Source organism: Shewanella sp. W3-18-1, from assembly GCF_000015185.1.
GTDB classification, from domain to species: Bacteria; Pseudomonadota; Gammaproteobacteria; order Enterobacterales; family Shewanellaceae; genus Shewanella; species Shewanella putrefaciens.
Genome location: NC_008750.1, coordinates 594431 through 615178, shown reverse-complemented (window position 1 = coordinate 615178; position 20748 = coordinate 594431). Strand labels below are relative to the sequence as shown.

At 42.6% G+C, this 20748-nt stretch carries 18 protein-coding genes; 9 read left to right on the top strand and 9 right to left on the bottom strand.

Annotated elements, in window-relative coordinates; translation table 11 throughout:
• Positions 1 to 29: 29 nt before the first annotated feature.
• Complete coding sequence (locus tag SPUTW3181_RS02910; RefSeq protein ID WP_011787944.1) at positions 30 to 2063, top strand: TRAP transporter permease; 2034 nt, start codon at positions 30 to 32, stop codon at positions 2061 to 2063.
• Between the two features lie 45 nt (positions 2064 to 2108).
• Complete coding sequence (locus SPUTW3181_RS02905; RefSeq protein WP_011787943.1) at positions 2109 to 2498, top strand: DUF1850 domain-containing protein; 390 nt, start codon at positions 2109 to 2111, stop codon at positions 2496 to 2498.
• Positions 2499 to 2590: 92 nt separating this feature from the next.
• Here SPUTW3181_RS02905 and SPUTW3181_RS02900 read toward each other — a convergent pair whose 3' ends face one another.
• Positions 2591 to 3310 (bottom strand): FadR/GntR family transcriptional regulator, encoded by a 720-nt coding sequence (locus SPUTW3181_RS02900; protein WP_011787942.1) that lies wholly within the window; start codon positions 3308 to 3310, stop codon positions 2591 to 2593.
• 283 nt (positions 3311 to 3593) lie between these two features.
• Between SPUTW3181_RS02900 and SPUTW3181_RS02895 the strand changes: the two genes are divergently transcribed.
• The 4 genes from SPUTW3181_RS02895 to SPUTW3181_RS02880 all read left to right on the top strand — a co-directional run bounded on the left by SPUTW3181_RS02895 (position 3594) and on the right by SPUTW3181_RS02880 (position 9349).
• Positions 3594 to 4832 carry an OprD family outer membrane porin gene (locus tag SPUTW3181_RS02895; RefSeq protein ID WP_011787941.1) on the top strand — a complete coding sequence of 413 codons (1239 nt, stop codon included), beginning with the start codon at positions 3594 to 3596 and terminating at the stop codon, positions 4830 to 4832.
• 139 nt (positions 4833 to 4971) lie between these two features.
• A complete protein-coding gene (locus tag SPUTW3181_RS02890; RefSeq protein ID WP_011787940.1) occupies positions 4972 to 6708 on the top strand; it encodes a DUF6351 family protein in 1737 nt (578 codons plus the stop codon).
• Between the two features lie 554 nt (positions 6709 to 7262).
• Positions 7263 to 8930 (top strand): FAD-binding protein, encoded by a 1668-nt coding sequence (locus SPUTW3181_RS02885; RefSeq protein ID WP_011787939.1) that lies wholly within the window; start codon positions 7263 to 7265, stop codon positions 8928 to 8930.
• Positions 8931 to 8998: 68 nt separating this feature from the next.
• Positions 8999 to 9349 carry a cytochrome c3 family protein gene (locus tag SPUTW3181_RS02880; RefSeq protein ID WP_011787938.1) on the top strand — a complete coding sequence of 117 codons (351 nt, stop codon included), beginning with the start codon at positions 8999 to 9001 and terminating at the stop codon, positions 9347 to 9349.
• 333 nt (positions 9350 to 9682) lie between these two features.
• Here SPUTW3181_RS02880 and SPUTW3181_RS02875 read toward each other — a convergent pair whose 3' ends face one another.
• The 3 genes from SPUTW3181_RS02875 to SPUTW3181_RS02865 form a co-directional block, all read right to left on the bottom strand.
• Positions 9683 to 9898, bottom strand: a complete 216-nt coding sequence (locus SPUTW3181_RS02875; RefSeq protein WP_011787937.1) for a hypothetical protein — start codon at positions 9896 to 9898, stop codon at positions 9683 to 9685.
• Positions 9899 to 10219: 321 nt separating this feature from the next.
• On the bottom strand, positions 10220 to 11194 hold the full coding sequence (locus SPUTW3181_RS02870) for a sensor domain-containing diguanylate cyclase (protein WP_011787936.1): 975 nt from the start codon (positions 11192 to 11194) through the stop codon (positions 10220 to 10222).
• 163 nt (positions 11195 to 11357) lie between these two features.
• The gene (locus SPUTW3181_RS02865) at positions 11358 to 11693 is read right to left on the bottom strand and encodes an FKBP-type peptidyl-prolyl cis-trans isomerase (protein WP_011787935.1); all 336 of its coding nucleotides are present in this window, start codon (positions 11691 to 11693) and stop codon (positions 11358 to 11360) included.
• Positions 11694 to 11931: 238 nt separating this feature from the next.
• On the opposite strand from SPUTW3181_RS02865, the gene trxC reads away from it, so the two are divergent.
• A complete protein-coding gene (gene trxC, locus SPUTW3181_RS02860) occupies positions 11932 to 12354 on the top strand; it encodes a thioredoxin TrxC (RefSeq protein ID WP_083758251.1) in 423 nt (140 codons plus the stop codon).
• A 78-nt stretch (positions 12355 to 12432) separates the two neighbouring features.
• On the opposite strand, the gene SPUTW3181_RS02855 is transcribed toward trxC, so the two are convergent.
• A complete protein-coding gene (locus SPUTW3181_RS02855) occupies positions 12433 to 13833 on the bottom strand; it encodes a DASS family sodium-coupled anion symporter (RefSeq protein ID WP_011787933.1) in 1401 nt (466 codons plus the stop codon).
• A 592-nt stretch (positions 13834 to 14425) separates the two neighbouring features.
• Between SPUTW3181_RS02855 and SPUTW3181_RS02850 the strand changes: the two genes are divergently transcribed.
• Complete coding sequence (locus SPUTW3181_RS02850; RefSeq protein WP_011787932.1) at positions 14426 to 15592, top strand: MFS transporter; 1167 nt, start codon at positions 14426 to 14428, stop codon at positions 15590 to 15592.
• A 76-nt stretch (positions 15593 to 15668) separates the two neighbouring features.
• Here SPUTW3181_RS02850 and SPUTW3181_RS02845 read toward each other — a convergent pair whose 3' ends face one another.
• From SPUTW3181_RS02845 to SPUTW3181_RS02835, 3 genes are read right to left on the bottom strand one after another with little or no spacing between them, the layout of a single operon-like run.
• Positions 15669 to 17294, bottom strand: coding sequence for a PepSY-associated TM helix domain-containing protein (locus tag SPUTW3181_RS02845; RefSeq protein ID WP_011787931.1), 1626 nt, complete (start codon positions 17292 to 17294; stop codon positions 15669 to 15671).
• Positions 17295 to 17299: 5 nt separating this feature from the next.
• The gene (locus SPUTW3181_RS02840; RefSeq protein WP_011787930.1) at positions 17300 to 17590 is read right to left on the bottom strand and encodes a hypothetical protein; all 291 of its coding nucleotides are present in this window, start codon (positions 17588 to 17590) and stop codon (positions 17300 to 17302) included.
• 3 nt (positions 17591 to 17593) lie between these two features.
• Positions 17594 to 17851: a hypothetical protein gene (locus SPUTW3181_RS02835; protein ID WP_011787929.1), complete on the bottom strand. Its 258-nt coding sequence runs from the start codon at positions 17849 to 17851 to the stop codon at positions 17594 to 17596.
• 401 nt (positions 17852 to 18252) lie between these two features.
• On the opposite strand from SPUTW3181_RS02835, the gene SPUTW3181_RS02830 reads away from it, so the two are divergent.
• The gene (locus SPUTW3181_RS02830) at positions 18253 to 19140 is read left to right on the top strand and encodes a prohibitin family protein (RefSeq protein WP_011787928.1); all 888 of its coding nucleotides are present in this window, start codon (positions 18253 to 18255) and stop codon (positions 19138 to 19140) included.
• A gap of 118 nt (positions 19141 to 19258) precedes the next feature.
• On the opposite strand, the gene SPUTW3181_RS02825 is transcribed toward SPUTW3181_RS02830, so the two are convergent.
• Complete coding sequence (locus tag SPUTW3181_RS02825) at positions 19259 to 20746, bottom strand: permease (protein ID WP_011787927.1); 1488 nt, start codon at positions 20744 to 20746, stop codon at positions 19259 to 19261.
• Between the last annotated feature and the right edge of the window lie 2 nt (positions 20747 to 20748).

Below are 20748 nucleotides of genomic sequence, written 5' to 3'. Positions count from 1 at the left end.
CTCTGTAGTCTAATGCTGTGAGGCATAATATGAGCGATCCACAACAAGGTTTGGGTGCCAATACTGGCGACTGGCCCAAGGCGCTGTTTTATACAGCCCTCATTTTCTCCATTTTTCAGATTATTACTGCTGCGTTTCATCCTGTATCCACCCAAGTATTGCGGGCAACCCATGTTGGCTTTTTGCTACTTGTGGTTTTTTTAAGTTATCCCGCTGTGGGGAAATCTCGGCCATGGCAACCCTTAGCTTGGTTACTCGGCATTGCAGGCATGGCAACTGCGGCCTATCAATGGGTTTTTGAAGCTGATTTGATCCAACGCTCAGGCGAACTCACTGATGCGGATATGGTGATAGGTATTATTCTGATTGTCTTAGTATTTGAAGCTGCTAGACGGGTAATGGGTTGGGCACTCCCGATCATTTGTTGCATTTTTTTGGCTTACGGTTTATTTGGCCAATATCTTCCAGGTGAATTAATGCACCGTGGTTATGGAGTTGACCAAATAATCAATCAATTAGCCTTTGGGACTGAAGGTTTATACGGTACGCCAACCTATGTATCTGCAACGTATATTTTCCTGTTTATTCTGTTTGGAGCTTTTTTAGAACAGGCGGGAATGATCCGATTATTTACCGATTTTGCTATGGGATTATTTGGCCACAAACTGGGTGGCCCAGCAAAAGTTGCTGTGGTGTCATCCGCCATGATGGGCACTATTACGGGCTCAGGCGTTGCGAATGTGGTGACTACCGGACAATTTACGATCCCCCTAATGAAACGCTTTGGCTATCGTCCCGCATTTGCCGGTGGCGTTGAAGCAACCTCCAGTATGGGCAGCCAAATTATGCCGCCCATCATGGGCGCCGTCGCGTTTATTATGGCTGAAACCATTAACGTGCCCTTTATTGAAATTGCTAAAGCCGCACTGGTTCCTGCATTACTGTATTTCTGCTCCGTATTCTGGATGGTGCACTTAGAAGCCAAACGCGCCAATCTTTCAGGCTTACCTAAAGATCAGTGTCCCGATCCTTGGGCGGCAATAAAAGCGCGTTGGTATCTGCTTATCCCGTTGCTTATTTTAATTTACTTGCTATTTTCAGGCAGAACACCGCTATTCTCAGGCATGGTGGGTTTAGCACTTACCTCAATCGTGATTTTAGGTTCAGCAATCGTATTAAGGTTGCCATCAAAGGCGATGCGTTTTGCATTTTGGATAGCCTTAGGTGTACTTTGCGCTGGTTTTTTCCAACTCGGCATTGCCGTTGTATTTGCGGTTATCGCCCTATTAGTTGCGGTATGTTGGTTTATTAAAGGCGGCAAAGAAACCCTCGTTATCTGCTTGCATGCATTGGTAGAGGGTGCTCGTCATGCGGTGCCTGTGGGTATCGCCTGTGCCCTCGTAGGTGTCATTATCGGCATAGTGTCACTCACTGGTATAGCTTCTACTTTTGCCAGCTATATATTGGCCGTAGGGCAAGATAACCTCTTCCTATCACTTGTGTTAACTATGCTCACTTGCCTTGTTTTGGGCATGGGTATTCCGACTATCCCAAACTACATTATCACCAGCTCAATTGCCGCGCCTGCCCTACTGGATTTAGGCGTGCCGCTGATTGTGTCCCATATGTTTGTATTCTATTTTGGCATTATGGCAGATCTAACCCCTCCCGTAGCGTTAGCTTGCTTTGCAGCGGCTCCCATTGCTAAGGAATCGGGGCTTAAAATTAGCCTATGGGCAATTCGTATCGCGATTGCAGGCTTTGTGATCCCTTTTATGGCGGTATACGACCCCGCCTTAATGTTACAAAGCGATAGCTGGTTAGCCACGGGATTTGTCGTGCTTAAAGCAACGGTAGCGATTGGTATTTGGGGCGTGATATTTACGGGTTTCCTGTTACAAAAACTCTATTGGTGGGAACGTCTTATCGGCTTCCTAGCCGGTGCAAGTTTAATTCTTGCTACCCCACTGAGTGATGAAATTGGCTTTGGTCTCGCACTCTTGTTTATCCTGCAACACAGTTGGCGCGCCAGAAAACTAAAACGCCTTATGGAGCAAGGATAAGCCTTTGGGATCATTAAAAATTAAAGACACAAAGAGGAAAAAGAAATGCTAGGCCTATGTTTTGGCCTAGCTGGCACGCTGTGGGCCCAAGTGCCCACAGACAACTTCACCTTGGCATGGAACCACAGCATAGAAAAAATTCGCTGGGAGGAAGACTATAACGTCACGCCACAAGGATTAGTGTTGGTCGAAGCAAGAGTGAAAGGTACGGGTGCAGGAATGGAAATCCCAGATGATGCCTATCTTAAAAATGGCAGCTGGCATTATCATCCAACATTACCCATTTTGCCGACATTAAGATTAGGGAGAATCCCTGAAGCGGGTGACTATGACATCTGTATCGAAAGCCAGTGCAACGCCATGAGTCACTGGATTGGCGCTCCAACGAAGGAGGAAGCAATGGTTGAGCTATGGAGTTGTGGCGCTTTGCTTTAAAAATCAAATGAAAATACCCATCAGTTCAGACAGGTATTCCATCTTTTTTTCACGTATAGCGTGGTTTTAATCGTGGTGAAACAAGGGTAAAGCTAGGCTTGCTTATTTTTATATTTACGCTCAATTTCTCGAAGGCGAACATTAAAATCCTCGAGATGAGCCAGCATTTCAGCTTCTGCTTTATCTTCATCTTTAGCGACAACCGCCTCAACAATCACACTGTGTAACCCTAGAGGATGGATCTCATCTGTTGGTGGCTCATATTTCATAGTCTGATTACGTAATAAAATCAGTAAAGATTTAACAATGGCCTCTAAAAACCGATTACCCGACATTTCGGCTAATAAATAATGCACTTGTGAACGCAATGTAACGGTATCAGGGTAAGCACTGGTATCATTTTCATGGCGATCGGCTTCTAACAAGATTAAGGCTTGCTCTGGCGTGCAATTTTTAGCAGCCATTCTAGCCACTTGCGGCTCAATCAGCATACGCGCTTGGCATAGTTCAGGTAATGAGAGTTTCCCCATCATAAACAAATCGTGGCAAGCATCACTTAAGCGCTCGAAAGTTAAGTGCTTAACAAACGCACCGCCCGTAGCACCTTGACGAATCTCTACCAAACCTCCCGCTTCGAGGCTTTTAATTGCCTCCCTTATTACGGTACGGCTAACTTGAAATAGTTCGATCAATTCACGCTCGGAAGGCAGTTTATCACCCGCTTTATAATCACCGCCTAAAATAGCATTTTTGAGTTGTTGTCCAACTTCACTCGATGCTTTTATCTGCTTAATTGGCTTGAATATATGCACTTGATTATCCCGAATATGCTTAATGCGCCCATCTTACCATAAACCGACTCATTCACGCAGAAAAAGTATCCGCGTACATCCTATATTAGTGATTAAAAAACAAACACTTTTGTTGATCTACGTAACATCTGTACGAATTTCGTAACTTGTTTCTCATATTCATTCTTACCTCGTTGTGGATAAAGGTTATACGTCATACATTTCACCTAAAGATATTAAAAATGATCTTTTACCTAGCCTAGACATTTCAGCTCTGGGCTAACTTAATAAAATAAGGAAAATGATGATGAACAAATCTTATTTATCTGTGCTGGTACTATCAGCCTTAGCCGTTCCTGCTATTGCGGATACCAGCATTGACCAAATGTTTAGCCAAGGTACGTTAAAAGGGGAATTTCGTTTATTTGATTTTACTCGTGACTTTGATAATACGACGAATACCAAACACGATACGTCATTTGGTGGCCTGTTTTATTACAATACAGCCAAAGTAAATGGTATTAGTTTTGGTACTAGCTTCGCATCTGCAAATCCAGTTTGGACGAATGATTCTGATGATGTCTACGGCCTAGTGGCACGTGATGCCAAAGGAGATCATGACAACGTAAACCGTTTACAAGAATATTTTGTTCAAGGTGAATGGTGGAATACAAAACTTAAATTAGGTGCCCAAGAACTGCGCACTCCAATGATGAATCCCCATGATATTCGCGCTATTCCACGTACTTTCCGTGGTTTTTCAGCAGAAAATAAAAGTGTTGATAATCTGACACTTTCTGCACTCTATATCACCGACTCTATGGGTTGGTCCGATAATAGCTTTATTTCTGTAAAAGACGCGGTACAAAACGAATTAGCAAGGGCTGGTGTTATCGCCGATGTCGCGGATAATCCAGTGTATGCCCTTGGCGCCAAGTATCAACTTCCCTTTGAAACCATTAAAACTGAAGTCGATCTCTGGCACTACCGCATGGAAGATGTTTTCAATCAAACCTATGCCAAAGTGAAGTTGTCCAGTCAGTTAGGCGCAACCAACGTTTATTTAACACCCTCCTATTTAACGCAAGAAGCAACAGGAGATAAAACTGGTGGTTCACTGGATACCTATCAATATGGCTTCCATTTAGGGGCAAAATTTGCGGGAACGGATATCACCTATATCTATGCCAAAACAGGCGATGACACAGTACTCACCCCTTGGGGAGATGAAAAAGTGGTTATCCAGCAAGTAAACCAATCAGCAAGAGCCGATGAAGAAGTTAATGCTTTAAAAGTCGCCTATGACTTTGAAAAAGTGGGCATGAGTGGATTAGAGGCCTATGCATTTTATGGTCAATATGATGTGCCAACGGGTACGGCAAAAGACTTTAACGAAACGAACTTTTCAATTACCTATAAATTTTCTGGTGCATTATCAGGCCTAGGTCTTAGAGCACGCTATGCCATGATCGATGTTGATCAAGGCGAAGACTATGATGATCTGCGTTTATATATCACTTACAAATTTGTTTTAGGTCAATAGTCACAAGTTCAACTCCCCTGCACCAAAATTAATGCGGGTGTATCAGCCTAGTTAGATACACCCGATTTTTACACCGCAAAATATCCCCTCCCCAATAATTAGTTGCGGTGAATACTTTGACTTAAGGATTGAGATAAAAATGAAAAAAAAGAATTTATTACTGATTCCAGCCGTAACTATTTCTTGTTTTTTATTTGGCGGGTGTGGAAATAACGATAATGCCGAAATCTCCATACCACAATTAACCCCTGCGAAAACAGGAACACTGAATATATGCAATGAGATAGCGGCACAATATCATTTCAAAAATACCGTCATCACTGACTCAAAAATGATTGCGGCTGGCAATGTTGAATATAACGCGACTGAAAGTTATCGCGCTCCAGAACATTGTTTAGTCAAAGGCTATATGAATGAAAGGATAGGAACGGGTATCGCGGGTGATACTCGCTATGCGATTGGCTTTGAAATGCGTTTACCCACTAACTGGAATGGCCGATTCTATTATCAAGCCAATGGTGGCCTCGATGGTTCAGTCGCCAAAGCGGTGGGTAGATTGCTCTTCTCTGGAGGCCCAGATTCAGCGGCACTGAATGAAGGTTTTGCCGTAATAAGTTCAGATATGGGCCACCCCGCCCCTACACCACATTTTGGTCTAGATCCCCAAGCAAGGCAGGATTATGGCTATAATGCCGTAGCCGAATTAACACCAATGGCGAAAAACTTAATTGAAAAAGCCTATGGTAAACAACCTGATAGATCATACTTCGCAGGTTGTTCTAACGGCGGTAGACACACTATGGTTGCCGCAAGCCGTTATGCCGATATGTATGATGGCTTCCTTGTTGGAAATCCAGGCTTTAATTTACCCCAGTCCGCCGTTGCTCAATTGTACGGGATCCAAGAATATTCAAAACTGGTTGAGTTTGATGGCGCAGATATTTTAGCCACACTGCAAAAGGCAATTACGCCTGAAGAATTTTCACTCGTTTCTCAAAAAGTCTTAGAACAGTGTGATGCCCTCGATGGGCTCAATGATGGAATGATTGCAAATACCTATGCTTGCCAAAAAGCATTTGATCTCGAAAGGGATATTCCAACCTGCTCAAATCTGAGGGACAACACTTGTTTAACCGCCAAGCAAAAGCAGGTTCTAGGCAATATAATGGCAGGCCCGCACAATAGCAAAACGGGTGAAGCCATTTATGCTGATTTTCCCTATGATGCTGGGATAGGAGCTAAAGATTGGGCCAATTGGGAATACTCTATGGCGCTAACTAGAGACTCTGGTGCTGTAGGGTTTATTTTTAGCTCACCGCCAACCCCTTTTAATGGTGAAAGTGAACAATCCAGTTTGGATTTTATCCAGTCATTTAGCATGGATGATGATGCACAAAGAATTTATGCAACCGATTCCATTTACGCTGAATCTGGCGTTGATTTTATGACACCACCTCACCCAACAGACCTGACGACACTCAAAAATCGTGGCGCTAAGATGATGATTTTCCATGGCACATCAGATCCTGTATTTTCAGTAAATGATACCGTGAACTGGTATAACGACTTAGGAAATGCAAATGCTGGACACGCACAGACCTTCGCCCGCTTATTTCTAATCCCTGGTATGAATCATTGCGGAAAAGGCCCTACAACCGATAAATTTAATATGGTGCGTACATTGGTCGATTGGGTTGAAAAAGGCGTAGAACCGCAAAGTATCACCGCGGCAGTACGTGCAGAAAATACTGAATTGCCTAGTGATTGGTCGAAAAGCAGGACTCGAGTCCTATGTCCCTACCCCCAATTCGCAAAATATAACGGCATAGGTAATATTGAAGATGCCGCTAACTTTACCTGTGTAACACCTGAATAAGATCCAAAATATCACCTCAAAAATGCCATCTCGAAAATCACGAGATGGCATTTTTCCTCAAGATATAAGTTACCCCTTACCCCACACACACACCGCCCAATGGGGAATAAAACTGTCACGATAAACACTCTTTACCCCTCTGTTACCTGTTGAAATTCAAACCCTATTTCAAAACAAATTAATAACAAAAAGCATTTTATGGCATCCATTTTATTCAGGTCTTTGAATTTATCGAAAGCGTCATCTCGCAAAAATCACATACAATTCTTTAATATAGAAAACCCTATATTAGATTGTTTTAAAAAGAATAATTATATTCACAGCTCAAAACTCCAGCGTTTTGTGAAGCACTGCAAAGATGTAATGAATAACACTTTTGGTTTATGGTCATATGTCATACATTTAAAGGTATGTTGTTAACGAGTGAGAATTTCATCACTGTCACACAACAGCACTTTTAGGTTTTAAAGAAAGAAAACATATGTGGTTATAAATAGATCCAGTGTCGTTGTTAGGGAGGAACTCTTTAGCAATGAGGGCCAAAGGAGTATTAAATGAGTAAAGAATCGAAAGAAATTGATCAGTACACTGCTAGCGTCCTTCAAAACGGTATATCTCGAAGAAGTTTTCTGACTCGAGCAGCAGTCGGAAGCGGTAGTTTAGCCTTTGCTGGTCTTGGTATTGGTTCTGCTAGCGCTGCACCACTCCAAGTGGGGACTGAATATGGTGAGATTGGTGGTGCAACATTAAACTTCCTACCTAAACCAAAACCTATTGCAGACAAAGACATAGCAACAACACAAACCTTTGATGTCGTTGTTGTTGGTGCAGGGGCTTCTGGTGTACCCGCGGCACTTTCAGCAAGAGAAAGTGGCGCCACTGTAGCATGTTTGCAAAAGCAAGCCATTCCAGTTTCTCAAGGAAACACAGGATCAGGGATCGATCTCAAAAACAGCGATAAATCTGCAATCGAAGCTTTAGTTAGCCGTTTAATGGCTGATAACGCCCACCGTTCTCATCCTGGCCTGTTAAGACAATGGGCGTACAACTCTGGTGAAGCCGTCAATTGGGTGATGGACCGAATGAAGCAAGGTGGCGGCCAAGTTGTAGACCAAGGAACAAAAGTACAACACGGTATTCGCGGTATTGCTGATGAAGGCGATCGTCTAAGCTTTGTCACTTCTTTCTGTGGCCCTAAACCCTATACCACGGGTGATGCTATCCGTGCACTCGCCAAAACAGCCGAAAAAGCAGGCGTTAAATTCTTCTTTAATACGCCAGCACAACAGTTAATCCAAGACGAATCAGGGAAAGTCATTGGAGTTATAGCTCAGACTCGTGATGGTAAGTATCACAAATACATGGCTAAGAAAGGCGTTATTCTGTCATCAGGTGACTATCAAAATAACAAAGCTATGTGTGACTTTTTTATTCCTGAACTGAAAAATTTTGAACGTAAACAAATGGATCGTACTGGTGATGGTTTTGCCATGGCCTATTGGGCGGGCGGTGTTATCGAACCCGTTGGTCACACCAAAATGTTGCATGACTTCGATGCTGGTCCAGCCTCCATGTGTGACATGCCATTCTTAGCGGTTAACCGCAAAGGTGAGCGATTCGTTAATGAAAAAGTTGAAATGTCACTAATGAATAACTATCTGAAAGATGAGCAGAACGCTGGTCATTACTCTCAGGTATTTGATTCCGACTATATGACGCAAGCGAAGGATTGGCCTGGTCGCCTCTACTCTCCTGAAGAACTTAAAATTTACATGCCAGACGTTCCTGGTGAAAAAACAGGGGTATTCCCCTCTTTGATCAACACCCATTCTGCTAACACCTTAGAAGAATTGGCCGTGAAGCTGGAATGCGATCCAAAAACCTTTGTTGCTAACGTGAATCGCTATAACGAACTGTGCAAAAAAGGTAAGGATGAAGATTTCGGTAAACCTGCAAGCAAAATGGTGCCAGTCGTCAAACCGCCATTCTACGGTATTCACCGCCGTATGCGCATTTCCACTTTGTGCTCAGGAATTCTTGTTAACGAAAACCATCAAGTGCTTGATGCTGATGGTAAAGAAATTCCTGGTTTATTCATTGTTGGCAACCTCGGAGCCGGCTTCTATGGTGGTGTTGACTACCCATTAACCGTATTCGGTTTGTCTTTGGGTCGCTGCTATACCTTTGGTTACTTAGCTGGCAAGTATGTAGCAAAACTATAGAACGCAAAGTCATCAATAATGGATGCCTTATATTTTGGCATCCAGTAAATGAATAATGGGATCAAACAATGAAAAACGTAACGATTATATTTGCTCTTGTTTTGGGCATTTTTGCTGGCAGCGCAATAGCTAAAGAGAAAGAGAGTGTTTTACTCGATCAAATTCATATCGCGAAAGGAGTGAAATGTGCAAGTTGCCATGGTGCAGAAGAGCGACAAGCAGTACCAATGCTTAAATGTGTGCAATGTCACAACACTAAAAAGTTAGCGGAAAAAACGGCGGACGTGAAACCCACCAATCCCCATAAAAATCGCCACTTTGACACCGAAACTGACTGTAGTAAATGCCACCATATACACAAGAAATCTGAAAACTATTGTGTCAGCTGTCATCAACCATTTAACTTTGTAACACCATAAGTTAATAACACGACGAAATGATCAACCCCTGAAAACCACCTTTTATAGGTGGTTTTTTATTATAAAAACTTAATATTTAAACAATGAGATTAAGATTAAACTAATATTCACCACCAACTGACTATATGTTTCTCATGTTGAATCACATAAAAAATCGGATAAAGTATGAAACATTATAAAGTGAAGAAAGATTAGATAATATCGAGAGGTGTATGCATAGAATAGTATTTTAAAAACAAAGAGAAAGACAACATCTAAGAGTTAAAACCATAGTCATTTATAAAATATTATTAAACTATTATTGTCACAAATGACTACCCGCTATATTAACCGCTAATATATTGGCACCAACTCCTTAAATAAAGTGATACATTCTTCAATAAGTTCAAGCGACACAGGTTGTTCAAACACACTCAACATCTTAGTGTGCTCGTTATCATCACGAAAAATTTCGACTATAAGCTTATCATCAATATAAAACTCAACACCAATTCCATTACGAATAACATCATCGCTTATAATCAGCGCTTTTAAATTTTTACCAGACATGTTAACGACATTCCTTAGGAATACTAAAATAGGGTATTACTGCCTTACAATGTAAATAAGTGAAACTTATCGCCATATACTGTGAATATTTTATTTTACCATAATCATAAAAAAACCACACTGAGATCGGCACTGTTCATTAAAAATATTTTTATCTCATGGAATTACACCAAGCATAATGTATTGTCACAACATTTTATTAGGTGATTTAGTGATGGATTAACAATACGAAAATATAATATTAATAACATTACAGAATATTATATAAAAAGTGCATCTAATAATTTAACTTGACAAAAATCGAGCCGGAAAACATTTCTACTAAATAATCTTCCTATAGAAACAGTACCCATTCTTACCTTGACGTTTAACATCATACATTGCCATATCTGCACGCTCACAACTGTCAGTAAAACTGTCGCCATCTCCAAAAATATCGATACCAATACTCAGACCGATCTCTACTTCAAGCCCATCTAACAGAAAACGCTGTCGATAAACATCAAGCAATGATTGGGCAAGTTGAGTCAAAGAAGCAATCTCCGATGAAGGATGCAAGATCACAAACTCATCACCACCAAATCTTGCTATCTGTGCATACTCCCCAGCATGCAACACTAAGGTATTCGCTACATGTATCAGTAAGCTATCGCCAAACTTATGTCCATGGCGATCATTTAATGCTTTAAATCCATCAAGATCGATAAATAGTAATGCTCCACCAGCATCAGACAGTAACAATTCATCAAAGGCTTTAGTAATGGCTTGGCGATTCAACAAATTGGTTAATGGATCACTGTGGGCCAGTTGCGCTAACCCCATTTCATAGCGTTTCTCTTGGGTGATATCGATATGGCTACCCATCATTCGCAGTGGTGTACCATCGGCCAAGCGCTCAACAATTCGACCACGATCAGAGACCCAAGTGACGCTGCCATCTTTATGCAACATTCGGTACACTGCCTGATAATAATCAGACTTGCCGCTGACGTGATCTTCGAAGACTTGTATAACCCACGCTTTATCTTCTGGGTGTAATTTACTTTTCCAGATATCAACATGGGCAGCCAACTCTTCTGGACTAAACCCGAGCATTTCCCCCCAGCGCATATTGAATATAGTTAAATTTCCGCTTGGAATATGCTGCTCCCAGAGACACAAACCATTACCATCAAGCGCTGCAAATAGCTTTTCTTCTGCACGATAATTCAATGCCGATAAATGGGCATTTTCGCTTTTTAGCTGAGCAATTTCTGCTTGAAGTTGCTGAATTAACGCTGTGGTATCCGAATCCACGAGAATATTTTCCTTAATTCGTCATTCCCGCGAAGGCGGAAATCCACTGATGAGATAAATGCTATTTCAGTGTAAAACACTCTTTGTAGTAATACATCGAAAGCGTGTACAACAAAAGTAGCAATTTCCCTCAGCGTTGCCACACTAACGAATCAAGTGTCTTTTAGTCGCGCGTTAGCACCTCAAGCAATTCGATTTCAAAAATAAGATTTGAATGAGGTTTGATATGTGCCCCCACTTGACGCTCACCATAGGCAAGGTGGGCAGGTACTAACAACTTACGTTTTCCCCCAATTTTCATGCCCATAATACCTTGATCCCAACCTTTAATAACACGGCCAGTACCAATAACACACTGAAATGCTTGTCGACGATCATAGGACGAATCAAATTGAGTGCCATCTTCTAAAAAGCCGCGGTATTGTGTGGTGATCAGTGCACCTTTTACTGCCTCTTTACCCTCACCAACGACTAGATCTATTACTTCTAATTCCGCCATTTTTTCGCTCTCTTTTCTTTTTCGTATTTTATTGATTACGCGATAGTCACTTGGCACCGGATTTTATCATCGACGCTCACGGTTGTCGGCGCTATTGCAGCATTTTGGCTGAAAATGCACACTCATGCCATCCTTCATCACAAGTACACGGTTGGTGATTACATCAACACCCCCTTTAAATATCCGCCCATTAGCCCAATATATGAAACATACAGACGTTTTATTTTGGAGCTTTGCCATGATTATTGCTTGCCCCCATTGCGATACGTTAAACCGCGTTCCCAATGAGCGCTTAAACCAGCATCCGACTTGCGGTAAATGTAAGCTCAGTGTCTTTACAGCAGCACCAATTGAACTCACTAGCGCAAACTTTACCAATCATGTCACTAAATCTGAACTTCCCCTTGTTGTCGATTTTTGGGCAAGCTGGTGTGGGCCCTGTAAAAGTTTTGCTCCCATATTTTCTGAGGCAGCTAAAACGTGGGAACCTCAATTTCGGTTCGGAAAAATTAATACTGAACAGCAACAATCCCTCGCGGCTCAGTTTAATATTCGCTCTATTCCAACCTTAATGATTTTCAAGCAGGGGCATATACTCGCCCAACAAGCTGGGGCTTTGCCAAAATCGGCTTTCGATCAATGGTTAACAAGTTATCGCTAATATCCATAAATATCGTCCATAAAAATACCCAGCTAAGCGCTGGGTATTTTATTGTACATATAAGACTAGATAACGACGTTATACATCCCAGAAGGTATGGGCGATAATCCCTAATACAATCATACTGATAAAGTTAATTATCATACCCACCCGCACCATTTCTGATTGCTTAATATGACCAGAGCCATACACGATAGCATTGGGTGGCGTCGCAACAGGCAGCATAAAAGCACAGGAAGCAGCGATACCAATCAAGACAGATAACATCACAGGGGATACACCTAACGCCTCTGCAATAGCGGCAAAAACAGGCACTAACAGTGCAGCACTCGCCGTATTACTGGCAAATTCCGTTAACATCACCACGAAAGCGATTACCGCAAAAACGAATAATGACATATGGGTGCTGCCAAAAATATCCGTCATCCAGTGCGCTAAAAAGACACTCGTTCCCGTGGTTTTAAGCACGGCACTTAAGGTTAAACCGCCACCAAAGAGAATTAATACACCCCAATCGGTTGTCGATTCAATCTTCTTCCAACCAACCAATCCTAAGCCTGAGAGTAAAACAACGGCTCCCAAGGCGACTATGGTATCAAACTGAGAGATGCCCCCTAACGCCTTGGCTAAAGGCACACTGAAAATCCAGCAACATACAGTCGCAAGGAAGATAAGAAGGGTAAATTTACCTTGGAAAGTGAGCTGTTGATCTTCAAGATTAAGATCGCATTTCACCGATAGATCTGGCTTAAAGTACCAGTACAAAGCAATCAACATCATCGGCATCATCAGAATCACGGTTGGAATACCAAACTTTAACCAATCACTAAAACTCAACCCTGCCTGAGCGGCTGCAATCGCATTCGGAGGGCTACCAACCAAAGTGCCAATTCCACCGATGTTGGCCGAGTAAGCGATACCAAGCAGTAAAAATACGTAAGTGTTGTGGTATTTGTCGCGATCTAACTGCTGCAAAATCCCTAAGGCTAGCGGTAACATCATCGCTGCTGTCGCAGTGTTACTTATCCACATAGATAATAATGCTGTCACACCAAATAACATCAAACAAGCTATGCTGAGTTTCCCCTTTGAGGCTAGCAACAGCTTTTGTGCGATTAAGGTATCAATTTTTTGATGATGCAAAGCCGCGGCCAACACGAAACCACCAAAAAATAAATAAATAATAGGGTTAGCAAAATTACTCATGGCCTCTTGGGTTTGAAATACCCCAAAAAACACAGCAAGTATAGGGACTAAAATCGCTGTAATGCTGATATGAATAGCTTCTGTTAGCCACAGAACTGCCGCAAATACCAGAATGGCTAGCCCAGTATTGACTCCTTGCTCGAAGGGTAAACCATAGTAGAGTGCAAATAATAGGATGATATCAATCGCTAAAATCAGCATTTTTTTCTTATCTAGCCCCGCTGTTGCAGGTGTCTTATTTGGTGGAACTGTAGTTGATTGCGTTAAAGACATGGTTACAACCTTAATACCATTACATTTGGGTGTAAATTTATGGCATAGATCACACACGACAAAGCGCTTTATTTTGTAGCTTTATCACATCAAAACAACAAACTTTGTCGATAAAAATCGCAAAAAAGCCATTTACGCGACAAAAATCACCAAATACTGATCTGAAGTTGTGTTTTTAATTTTCAAACGCATAAATATCGAGCAAATGCTTATGGGTGTTGTAATTGAATAAATATTTTAAACTGTGACACTAATCACACTTTGATTTTTTAGCAAGGTGATAACCAACGAAATTAATTATCCCTTCTGGCAACTTACAAGTTGTAGGGGAGTTATTGTCCACTAAACCAAGTTTGGCGTTAAATTGAATGGGAATACTGCTGATCATGCACTAAAAACGGCTTCTCAGTTGAAAAAACGGACTATCAATACAGCATTATTTCAAAAAAATAACATCAAACCCTCAATATCTATATGAATAGTAAACACAAATATTATTGACCAACACAGTTAATCTAACTCACTTTACCCTGATAAGAATAAATCCTAAAGTCGCGACCTTAAACACTGTCAGTTGTCTTTGGTGCATTTAGTGGAAAATATTGTTTTAAACCAATCAACCCAAAAGAACAGCTTATTTGTCCCTGTGGCAGGTTTAAGTTTGTTTGCATTGGCATCTGGGTATTTGATGAGTTTGATCCCATTGTCGCTCACCTTTTTTGAGCTCAATACTTCACTTGCCCCATTACTTGCCAGTATTTTTTATTTGGGTTTGTTGTTGGGTGCACCTTGCATTGCTCCCATTGTCGCCCGTATCGGCCACAGTAAAGCCTTTATCCTTTTTTTGAATATCCTGCTTTGCAGCGTTGTCGCTATGATCTTAATCCCTCAAAGTGGCGTCTGGTTAGCCTCTCGACTCGTGGCTGGGTTTGCCGTAGCGGGGGTGTTTGTCGTTGTTGAATCATGGCTCTTAATGGCTGATACCCAAAAGCAACGCGCTAAACGGCTCGGACTTTATATGACGGCACTCTATGGCGGCACAGCCATAGGACAATTAGCTATAGATTATTTAGGTACGGCAGGGAATCTCCCCTATTTAGTCATCATGGGATTATTAGCGGCAGCCAGTTTACCCGCATTACTGGTCAAACGAGGGCAACCTATCGCAAGTGAGCAACAGTCGATGTCACTGTCTGGACTAAGAAATTTAAGCCAACCTGCCATTGTGGGATGTTTAGTTTCCGGATTATTACTCGGCCCTATCTATGGTTTACTACCTATCTATGTAGCAATAGATATGGCACTTGATCGACAAACAGGGCTATTTATGGCCCTCATCATCCTAGGCGGGATGCTAGTACAACCCTTAGTGAGTTATTTATCGCCTCGAGTCAATAAAAGTGGCTTGATAATGGGCTTTTGTCTGCTGGGCACCGCCGCATTATTTCTGCTGACTCAGTATTCAAATATGAGTTTAATCATTGGGTTTCTACTGCTTGGTGCCAGTGCATTTGCCCTTTACCCTATTGCGATCAGTTTAGCTTGTGATGACTTGCCAGCAAGCCAGATCGTTTCAGCGACTCAAGTGATGCTGCTGAGTTATTCAATAGGTTCTGTGATAGGCCCATTAGCTGCCAGCGGCTTTGGACAAATGGAGTATGGTTTACTCATTTATTTGGGCATATGTTGCGTTCTAACCAGTAGTTACCTTTTTGCTCAATTGGTCATAAACACTAAACCCCGTTTTTCCTCCCTATAATGTTTTTAACTTCCTTACGAATATAATGTTGCTTGGGGCTCGCACCATAGCGAGCCCCTCTCCTATACCGATTTAATTACTGTGCTTGTTGACTAAGCTCATTTTCAACTAAAGATTGCTTAACAGGTAATGCCCAAACACTATCCTGAGGGCCATGCAGCGCACGTTGACGAGTTAATCGATAACCATAAAAGAACACAGCACTAAAGGCTAAAGCGACTAAATCAACACCTAGCGTTGCCATGGAATAAGGCGCCCATAGACCCAGTTGTGGAAATACAAATGCCAATAACGAAGTGAATGGCATCGCGAATGTAGCAATAGCACAGAGCGGCAAAATAAGTAGCGCAGCCCGTGCAGCACCCCGCCAAAAAGCGTAGGCCACTAAAAGCACAAAAACCGAATAATAGGCTGATAAATAAACATAATTGATATTACTAAAATAGGAATAAACCCATTTACCCAGCAGCATGCTGACCGCGAGCGCAGCGACCGATCCTAAACAAATCCCAACGGTAGCACTTGCCATCAACCGACTCGCATGGGACTGCTCAGCGGCTTGTTTTTTACGGCGTTTTTCAAGCCAAAGTAAATTACCGCTATAAAACAAAAATGCCCCACTTAAGCCTAAAAAGAAATATACCCAGCGCCCAAGATCACCACCAAAACTACCAAAATGTAATCCAAAAAAGACTGCCACAGTCCGCGACCAAATCCCCTCTTCGCTCGGATCAAAAGTACTATTGGATACTGTCAGGGTATAAGGATGCATATAGAGGTAATCAGTCACTGGTCCACGCATAAAGCCGTTAGGGTTGTACAAACCTAAGCGTAAAGTGGCACGGGGATTATCCAGATTCATATAGGTCATTTCATTGACTTGGTATTCGGGTGCGAGTTGCTTAACTTTCGTTAGCACAGTTTCAATACGCGGTAACTCGGTCAAAGAATAGAGAGTACGATCAGGTGCAGGTATCGCAAATAGGGGCTTATCTCCATAGACGAGGTGTTTTAAACCATCATAAAGCTGATCGTGAAAAGCAAACACAATCACAGTTAAACTGATCACTAAGTGAAAAGGTAAGCTCGTGATACCGATAAGATTATGCACATCAAGCCAAAAGCGGTTTTCGCCCTTGTTTTTACGCAGCGCAAAAAAGGTTTTAGTCAGGCTAGGTAAAAGAAAGATCACACCAGAAACTAATGCCAAGAAATACAAAAATGCGGCGACACCAAGTACATAGACACCCGCCTGGTCATGACCAACCTCACCCGCAATGCCTGCTGTACGGTGCAATTGGTCAACAAGTTCCGCTAACTCGCTTGGGGTACTCAATTGGGTCAACAATTGCCCTTGTTCATCTAAACTGGCATGCCAAATTTGGTTACTCATACTTAGCTCACGTTCAGAGCCTTGCTGATACCACGTCATAGGCGATTGATGTTCATCATGTAAACTCAGGCGGAACCCTGTCTTAGCCTTATCATCCCGGGCTAGCACTTGAGTGACTAAATCATCCAGTTTTTCAGTGGGAACCTGAGGTAAAGTCAATGCTGGAGGCGTAGACCAAGCCTCAATCGCCCCCTTAAACATAGTGAGAGCACCAGCATAAAAACCGATAAACAACACTATTCCAGCAATAATCCCTGTCCAAGTATGGATGGATTGATAGATCCGTAACACATCACTACGTACTTTCATCCTGATCACCTAAAACTATACAAAGTTACATAAACCAGAATGTTAAATAGGCCTAAATACCCAACAGCCCGCCAACCGGTTCTAAATAAAAAGCTAAAACTAACAATCAATAACCATATAGGAGAGATCAGCCACATATTGAATTGCACTTTCACGGCGGCATCGATACCACCAGGGCCAAACCATGCAAACAGACCGACTAAACCTAACGCTAAGGTAAATCCTAAGATCAATCCTGCTAGGGTTTTAGTCCACCAATCAGGCTGTAATTTTTCCGAGTCACTTAAGCGGGCCATTTCCTATTTCCTATTCAAAATCAATGATAAAAATGGCACTAAACCCATCAGTAATATAAACAGAGCCAACCAAGTGAAAATTGCAGAACTTAAGGTAAACAAACTCAACCACCCCACAAGACAGCTAAGCGATACAGCATAGGCCAAATAACGCCAAGGGCGCTTCGGGAGAGATTGATTTAGAAGTGCTTGTTGCTTATTACTCAGATAAAACAGTAAACAGGCAAGCACACTAGCCAACACTAAAATAAGCTGCAACACGCGATTAATTCCTTAAAAAACTTGCGACTGACAACCCACATTAGACCACTGTCAAATAAACCAATGTGATTGACTAGATAGACAGCCATTGGCTTAGATAAGTAAGTACTAACATGATGAAATTCATGGGTAAATCTATTTAATCCGCGCGATACTAACTTTATTGATAACAATTCGCAATACCATTTACACTTTAAGAGATGACTCTGTAATTGCCATCACATTAAACCGTTTTGTAATGAGATTATTGCTACAAATACACCTTTAAGTTACATTTTCTTGCAAAAGCATAATCATTCGAAAATATCAAAAAAACCTTAGTTTGCGCCAATAAATACCCATTGGAACAAATTCATTGGAATATTAAGCTAAATACATCACTTACAAGCAAAGGAAGCTAAATGATTAAAAATGAACTGAACTTACCTAGTACTATAAATCTCACCAAAATAATTCCTATCCTTATTCTGTTAATCCTATTTATCTCATTATTCGGGAGTTGGTACACAGTCGATCAGGGTGAACGAGGTGTGGTGCTTCGCAACGGTAAAATTATTGGTACCGCAGAGCCTGGACTAGGATTTAAAATTCCACTCATTGATACTGTGGTCAAAATATCGACTCAAACCCATACCACTAGCTATACCTCACTACAGGCCTATAGTCGCGATCAACAACCTGCGACACTGAATGCATCCGTGACCTTTAGCGTCCCACCAGACAAAGTAGAAGAAGTGTACGCTAACTTCAAAAGTATCGATGCCATGGTTGCACGTTTGCTTGATCGCCAAGTACCTACCCAAGTGGAAAATATTTTTGGTAAATACACCGCAATCTCCGTGGTACAGGAACGGATAAAGTTTGGTATTGATGTCACCAATGCCATCACTAATTCGGTCAAAGGCCCAGTAGAAATCACCTCAGTACAGATTGAGAATATCGATTTTTCAAATGCCTATGAAAAATCCGTTGAAGACAGGATGCGCGCTGAAGTAGAAGTACAAACTCAGCTACAGAATCTTGAAAAAGAGCGCGTGAGCGCGCAAATTGCTGTGACTCAAGCACAGGCCGAAGCCGACTCACAATTAGCTCGCGCTAAAGCCGAAGCGGAAAGTATCCGCATAAAAGGTGATGCCGAAGCCTCTGCCATTAAGAGCCGCGCCGAAGCACTGGCACAGAATCAAAACTTAGTTGAACTGACCAAGGCGGAAAAGTGGGACGGTAAGTTGCCAACCACTATGCTGCCGACCGGTACACTGCCGTTTATCGACGCCAAGAAAGCCAACTAATACCAGTAAGTTGGCAAATCAAACCCATAAAAAATCCCCTGTGTTAGCAATAACACTGGGGATTTTTTATTATCAGCGGAAAATTAAGCGCTGATGTTAAAGGATAATATGATTCAGATTAAGAACAGCAATCGCTGCGACGTAGCCAACTACGGGGAATTTTCTCAAATACGACTTTAGCCATTAACAATGCAAGGACTATTCCCGATATGGCAACCAACCACTCAGGCAACATCTGATGTTCTTCACCAATTTGCGGCATCACCACAAAGCCAAAAGTATCAACCAGATAATTGACTAACATACCCGCAACTAGAGCCACGCCAAGTACGCCGCCAAGATATCCCCACAGCGCACGTTTACCAAGCTCTTTACCAACCACCCCCAAAGTCGCAATATTGGTTGCGGGGCCCGCCATCATAAACACTAAAACTGCGCCCGGTGACACGCCAGCCAGTAATAATCCAGCAGCAATCGGTGTCGATGCAGTGGCACAAATGTACATAGGCACTGAAACCAACACCATCACCAGCATCGCCAGGATACCATCGCCCCATTTCGCCAAAAAGTCAGCGGGCACATAGGTTTGTACTAAGGCCGCAAAGAATAAGCCCACTAATAACCATAATGTGGTATCACGCACTAAATCCGTTGCCGCATATTTAAGGCCAATACCGACACGGCTTAATACCGATTCAGACTTCAACTCAGTCGCCATATCTTGGGTTGATGCGCAGCAGCTTTCGCCATCAGGCTTGTCATTCGTTTGCGCGCTTGCACTGCCGCAGCAGGCGCCTTTTTTCACTACGACTATTTGTTCAGACTCTGTGGTTTGGCTGCCACAGCATGAACCCGCGCTTTTTGCTTTAGCAGCGTTAACCTTGACCACAGAACCCATAGTCTGAACAGATCCCATGGTTTGACCGCCAACAGCCATAACACTTGAAGACCCCGCCATTAAGCTCGGTGCCGCCATAGGCGTCATTTTGATCTTCGGCTTTGGCTCGGCTGCAGGTGCATCAACACCGTCATTACCACAGCAGGAAGACTTTACGGGCGTTATCGCAGGCGTAGTCGATGAGCAGCAGCTTTTAACCGCTTCGGCTTGTACCATCTCTGGCTGAGCCACTGATTTTGAGGCGCAGCAAGACGCCACACCCTCTAATGGCTTATCTGATTGAGTTTCTACCTTAACCACTGACTTGCTATCGTCATCATCACGGCCAACCAATAAACCCGCGACAATGGCGCTAGTGATCGCCGCAATTGGGCGCACTATCGCCATAAAAGGGCCGAGTAACACGTAGGAAACGGTCACCGAATCGACGCCCGTTTCAGGGGTGGAGACTAAAAAGGAAGTCGTTGCCGCCTTAGATGCCCCTGAGCGGCGCAGCCCGACAGCCGCGGGGATAACGCCGCAGGAACACAGAGGTAAAGGCGCGCCCAATAACGCTGCCTTTACCACGGTTTTAAAACCATGTCCGCCGAGCTGTTTTTGCATCCACGCCATAGGCACAAATACTTTTAATAACCCCGCCAAAATCAAGCCCAGTAACAACCAAGGCGCAGAGTCTAAAAACAGATCGATAAAATTCTTCAGTAACATAA

What these genes read in the sequence shown, in the direction of transcription:
- SPUTW3181_RS02910 (WP_011787944.1), top strand. Translation starts at nt 30, where the DNA reads ATGAGCGATCCACAACAAGGTTTGGGTGCCAATACTGGCGACTGGCCC.
- SPUTW3181_RS02905 (WP_011787943.1), top strand. Translation starts at nt 2,109, where the DNA reads ATGCTAGGCCTATGTTTTGGCCTAGCTGGCACGCTGTGGGCCCAAGTG.
- SPUTW3181_RS02895 (WP_011787941.1), top strand. Translation starts at nt 3,594, where the DNA reads ATGATGAACAAATCTTATTTATCTGTGCTGGTACTATCAGCCTTAGCC.
- SPUTW3181_RS02890 (WP_011787940.1), top strand. Translation starts at nt 4,972, where the DNA reads ATGAAAAAAAAGAATTTATTACTGATTCCAGCCGTAACTATTTCTTGT.
- SPUTW3181_RS02885 (WP_011787939.1), top strand. Translation starts at nt 7,263, where the DNA reads ATGAGTAAAGAATCGAAAGAAATTGATCAGTACACTGCTAGCGTCCTT.
- SPUTW3181_RS02880 (WP_011787938.1), top strand. Translation starts at nt 8,999, where the DNA reads ATGAAAAACGTAACGATTATATTTGCTCTTGTTTTGGGCATTTTTGCT.
- SPUTW3181_RS02875 (WP_011787937.1), bottom strand. Translation starts at nt 9,898, where the DNA reads ATGTCTGGTAAAAATTTAAAAGCGCTGATTATAAGCGATGATGTTATT.
- SPUTW3181_RS02865 (WP_011787935.1), bottom strand. Translation starts at nt 11,693, where the DNA reads ATGGCGGAATTAGAAGTAATAGATCTAGTCGTTGGTGAGGGTAAAGAG.
- trxC (WP_083758251.1), top strand. Translation starts at nt 11,932, where the DNA reads ATGATTATTGCTTGCCCCCATTGCGATACGTTAAACCGCGTTCCCAAT.
- SPUTW3181_RS02855 (WP_011787933.1), bottom strand. Translation starts at nt 13,833, where the DNA reads ATGTCTTTAACGCAATCAACTACAGTTCCACCAAATAAGACACCTGCA.
- SPUTW3181_RS02845 (WP_011787931.1), bottom strand. Translation starts at nt 17,294, where the DNA reads ATGAAAGTACGTAGTGATGTGTTACGGATCTATCAATCCATCCATACT.
- SPUTW3181_RS02840 (WP_011787930.1), bottom strand. Translation starts at nt 17,590, where the DNA reads ATGGCCCGCTTAAGTGACTCGGAAAAATTACAGCCTGATTGGTGGACT.
- SPUTW3181_RS02830 (WP_011787928.1), top strand. Translation starts at nt 18,253, where the DNA reads ATGATTAAAAATGAACTGAACTTACCTAGTACTATAAATCTCACCAAA.
- SPUTW3181_RS02825 (WP_011787927.1), bottom strand. Translation starts at nt 20,746, where the DNA reads ATGTTACTGAAGAATTTTATCGATCTGTTTTTAGACTCTGCGCCTTGG.